The organism is Cupriavidus sp. 8B (assembly GCF_054589115.1).
In genome coordinates this window covers 10,884-15,434 of the sequence record NZ_BAAILO010000318.1, presented here as the reverse complement: position 1 = coordinate 15,434, position 4,551 = coordinate 10,884, and the positions used below count along the sequence as shown (strand labels likewise).

Sequence of the window (4,551 nt, the reverse complement as noted above, 5' to 3'; positions counted from 1 at the left end):
CACTCAACCCTCGGCTATGTCTCGCCTACCGCTTATGAGGCCAAGCCAACAGCAAAACAACCTATCAGCCTGTCCGAAAAAACTTGACCACTACAAGCCTTTGGTTTTTCCAGCACGAAGGCGTAACCAGCGCCCGCCCTCTCCCCCAACCCATCATCCGCTGCGCGGGAGAGGGGAGAAGGACCAGGACCAGCAAACCGAACGAACGCAGTGCAAACACAACAGGAGACAGCCAGATGCACACCAAGATGATCCGCCGCTTGTTCCCCCTCGCCGCCACCGCCATGGCCGCGCTGATGGCATCGGGCACGGCCTTTGCGCAGGAAGTCGTCAAGCTGGGCTATACCGGCCCGCTGTCGGGCGGCGCCGCGCTGTACGGCAAGAACGTGCTGTCCGGCATCCAGATGGCCGTGGACGAAATCAATGCCTCGGGCCTTGAGGTCAAGGGCAAGAAGGTCAAGCTGGAAGTGGTGTCGCTGGACGACAAGTACGCGCCCGCCGAGGCCGCCATCAATGCACGCCGCCTGGTGCAGCAGTACAAGACGCCCGCCGTGTTCGTGCCGCATTCGGGCGGCATCTTTGCCCTACAGGCGTTCAACGAGCAGGAGAAATTCCTGGTGATGGCCTACTCCAGCGTGCCGCGCATCACAGACACCGGCAACAAGCTGACCATCCGCATCCCGCCGTCCTACACCGGCTATATCGAGCCCTTCATCAAGGCGCAGATGAAGCGCTACGGCAAGAACGTGGCGCTGGCCCCGGCCGACCACGACTACGCCAAGGCCTGGGTGCAGGCGTTCGTGCCGGCCTGGGAAGGCGCGGGCGGCAAGGTGGTGGCCAACAACCCGATGTCCTACACCAAGGCCACCGATTTCTACAGCGGCGTGTCGCGCGTGCTGGCCGACAAGCCCGACGTGATGTTTGTCGGCGGCCCGTCCGAGCCGACCGCGCTGGTGGTCAAGCAGGCGCGCGAGCTGGGCTTCAAGGGTGGCTTCATCGTGATGGACCAGGCCAAGCTCGACGAAATGGCCAAGGTCACCAACGGCCTGGCCATGCTGGAAGGCGCCATCGGCGTGATGCCGCTGGCCAACGATGCCCGCCCGGCCGCGCAGACCTACAACAGCAAATACAAGAAGCTGCATGACGGGCGTGACGCCACCACCGAGATGTCGCTCAACTACACCATGGTCTATGCGCTGGCCGGCGCCATGAAGCTGGCCGGCACCACCAGCGACGTGGCCGCGATCCGGGCCAGGATGCCGGAGGCGGTGAAGACGCTGGCCAAGGATGCCAACCCCAACGAGATCGAAAGCATCGACGCCAAGGGCGGCACCGTTGCCGACACCGTGGTGGGCTGGGTGCAGAGCGGCAAGATCGCGCCGGTGCGCTTGTCGGAACTGGCGAAGTAAGCCAGCGAGGCCTGCCACGCAGCCGACGCCCGGACCAGGCGCCGGCTGCCTAAGCCTGCTCAGTGAACCTCATGCCCGTGCTCTTGCGGGTGGCCTGCCTGCCCCTGGGCATGCGGTTGTTGCTGCATAGCCACATGCTGCGCTGACTGCGGCTGCGCAGCGTGCTGTTGCTGGCGCTGCAACTCCTGCTGCCGGCGCTGCTGTTCCTGCTGCTGGCGCTGCTGGTCCTGCTGCTGGCGTTGCTGCTCCTGCTGCTGGCGCTGCTGGTCTTGCTGCTGGCGCTGCATGACCTGTTGCTGGCGCTGCTGCTCCTGTAACTGCTGTTGCTGCTGTTGCTGGCGTTGCTGCTCCTGTTGCTGGCGCTGCATGGCTTGCTGCTGTATTGCCTGCTGCTGGCGCTGCTGTTCCTGCATCTGCCGTTGCTGCTGGCGCTGCAAGTCCTGCTGCTGTTGCATCGCCTGCTGGGCACGCTGCTGCTCCTGCGCCTGCCGTTGTTGCTGCTGGCGCTGCATGTCCTGCTGCTGTTGCACCGCCTGCTGGGCACGCTGCTGGTCTTGCGCCTGCCGTTGCTGCTGCTGGCGCTGCATGTCCTGCTGCTGTTGCATAGCCTGCTGGGCCCGCTGCTGGTCCCCAGCCTGCCTTTGCTGCTGCTGGCGCTGCAATTCCTGCTGCTGTTGCAGCGCCTGCTGGGCCCGCTGCTGGTCCGCCATCTGCCTTTGCTGCTGCTGGCGCTGCATGTCCTGCTGCTGTTGCTGGGGCTGCTGGGCGCGCTGCTGGTCTCCCATCTGCCTTTGCTGCTGCTGGCGCTGCATGTCCTGCTGCTGTTGCAGCGCCTGCTGGGCACGCTGCTGGTCTTGCGCCTGCCGTTGCTGCTGCTGGCGCTGCATATCCTGCTGCTGTTGCAGCGCCTGCTGGGCGCGCTGCTGGTCTCCCGTCTGTCTTTGCTGCTGCTGGCGCTGCATGTCCTGCTGCTGTTGCAGCGCCTGCTGGGCCCGCTGCTGGTCCCCCATCTGCCGCTCCTGCTGCTGGCGGGCCATGCCTTGCGGGTCGGTCTGCAGTGTCCGGCCGTTCTGCTGCGCCGCGGCCCGCTGCTCGGCCTGGCGTTGCTGGAACTGCTGGGCCTGCTGCGCTTGTTGAGCCTGCTGGGCCTGCTGGGCCTGCTGGGCCTGCTGGGCCTGCTGGAGTTGCGCGGCCGGCTGGCCGTTTTGCAGCGGCATGCCGCGCGCCTGGTCCGGACGCGTGGTCCAGCCGCGCGTACGCGGATCGCCGCCCGGTACGGGCACCTGGCCGCCGTGTTCGGCGCCAACCAATCCTTGCGGCGTGGGCGCGCGAACTCCGCCTTCGGCACGTTGCGGACCGAAGGCTGGATTTCCGCCGCCAGGAGCCCCCGGTGTCACCGGCCCCCCGCGCATCTGGCCCGTTCCATTGCGGCCATGAAATTCCGGCGCCGCCTGGCTCAGCCGGACCGGCGCGGGAGCCGCCTGGTTCCCGCCTGGGGCGTTGCCGCCGCCACGCCATGCCGGCCCGGCGCCGGGCACGGTGCCGCCAGCGCGGGCGAAACGCTGGGCCAGTTCATCGCTGGCCGGGCGGCCCGGAGCGCGGGCCGCGATGGCCGGACGCGCAAAGCCCTGCATAATTTCCGCCGGAGCCGGTCGCGCGGGTGCCGCGCCCTGCAGGCTGGCCTTGACGGGCGCCAGCGGCGGCGCGCCATTGGCCTCGCCCCGCGGCAGGTTGCGCCAAGCCACGCCGCGCGCGCCGGGCGGCACGCGCTGGCCCTGCACGAAGGCGCGCGCCGGCATGCCGGTGATCGCTCCCGGCACGTCCCGGTTGATGTACGTGTTCCGGATATGGTTATTGATCACCTCGTTGTTGACGGTGAAGTGGTTGATGCGATTGACATAAGCCGGGCTGGCGCCATAGACCGGGCGATAAGCCTCGCGCGGCCCCAGCGGATACCACGCGACGCCCGGGCCATTGCCTCGGTCGTGGCCGCGGTCGTGGTCATGGTCGCGCCAGTGGCCTCCATCTATGAATCCCACCAGCGCGGGGGCGTAGACCGGCTGCACCGACCTCGGGCCTGGCATCCAGCCCCAACGGTTGCCAATGCGCGCCCAGCGGCCATAGTGGGACGGGGCAAAGCCCCAGGGCGCATCGTCGCACCAGCTCCATCCCCACGGCGCCACCCAGGCCCAATAGCCGGCGCTGTAAGGCACCCAGTCCGCGGCCACCACGCGCGGGAACCATACCGCGCCATAGCCGGGGTCTTCCTGCCAGTCGCCGTAGTCGTCCAGTGCGGCATACCCAGTCATTTCAGGCGCCACGTAGCGGGCGGACGGCGAGCGGTCCTCCCGCGCGTCGCGCGCCATGGTCCAGCGATCGAAGCCGTCCATGGGCGGGTTGGTGGCGCTGCCGGCCTCGGCCAGATCGGTGCCGCCGAAGCGCACTTGCTCGCCGCGCCGCATTTCCAGCGAGCGGTTGTCGCCATACAACGTGGCCGAGCCGTGGTGCATGGTGACGACCGTGGAGCTGCCGTCGGGCGCCACGTCCAGCCGGTAGTCGCCGGGCTCGCGCGGCACGAAGGCCAGGTTGGGCGTATCGATCTCGACCGGCTGGTCGGGCGGCAGCGCGCGCACGCGTAGTTGCAGCGTGCCCTGGGTCAGCTTGACCTGGGTGGCACTGTCATCGAGATTGAGCACGGTCACGGCGGTGCCGCTGCCTAGCCGGATCGCCGTGGAGCCGGCGTGCAGCTCGGCCCGCCCGCCGTTGTCGACCCAAAGGCGGTCGCCGGTGGTGATCGGCCGGTTCAGCGCGGCCCGCGCCCAGTCGTCGGACCCCGCGGGGGCAAAGCTCAGGTTGCCGGCGGCATCGGTCACCGTGGCAATGCGGTCGGAAGGATCGGCGGACTGCGCCAGCGCTGGCAGTTGCCAAGTGACTAAAACGAGGCTGGCGGCCAGGAACAGGAAGCGCGCACGCGGGCCAAGCTTGCGGTCAGGGAACATGTGGATACCTCTTGGTCGAAATAGGCGCGCGGGCCAACTCCTGCCGCCCCTGTTGTCACCATACTTCCGATAACGCTGGGCCGCCGGACTGGCGCACTTGACTTTGTAAGCACATATTTCCCTGATTCCCCGCCGCGGCTGCG

Annotated in this window: 2 protein-coding genes; one reads left to right on the top strand and one right to left on the bottom strand. The window is 68.0% G+C overall.

Going from position 1 to position 4,551, the window contains the following annotated elements; translation table 11 throughout:
* Window positions 1-236: 236 nt before the first annotated feature.
* Window positions 237-1,409: an ABC transporter substrate-binding protein gene (locus tag ACYP5B_RS32105; protein WP_400102884.1), complete on the top strand. Its 1,173-nt coding sequence runs from the start codon at window positions 237-239 to the stop codon at window positions 1,407-1,409.
* Window positions 1,410-1,468: 59 nt separating this feature from the next.
* On the opposite strand, the gene ACYP5B_RS32100 is transcribed toward ACYP5B_RS32105, so the two are convergent.
* On the bottom strand, window positions 1,469-4,408 hold the full coding sequence (locus ACYP5B_RS32100) for a DUF6600 domain-containing protein (protein ID WP_459572334.1): 2,940 nt from the start codon (window positions 4,406-4,408) through the stop codon (window positions 1,469-1,471).
* Between the last annotated feature and the right edge of the window lie 143 nt (window positions 4,409-4,551).

Bases quoted from the DNA above. Each gene is read 5' to 3' on its own strand.
- ACYP5B_RS32105 (WP_400102884.1), top strand. From the start codon at position 237: ATGCACACCAAGATGATCCGCCGCTTGTTCCCCCTCGCCGCCACCGCC.
- ACYP5B_RS32100 (WP_459572334.1), bottom strand. From the start codon at position 4,408: ATGTTCCCTGACCGCAAGCTTGGCCCGCGTGCGCGCTTCCTGTTCCTG.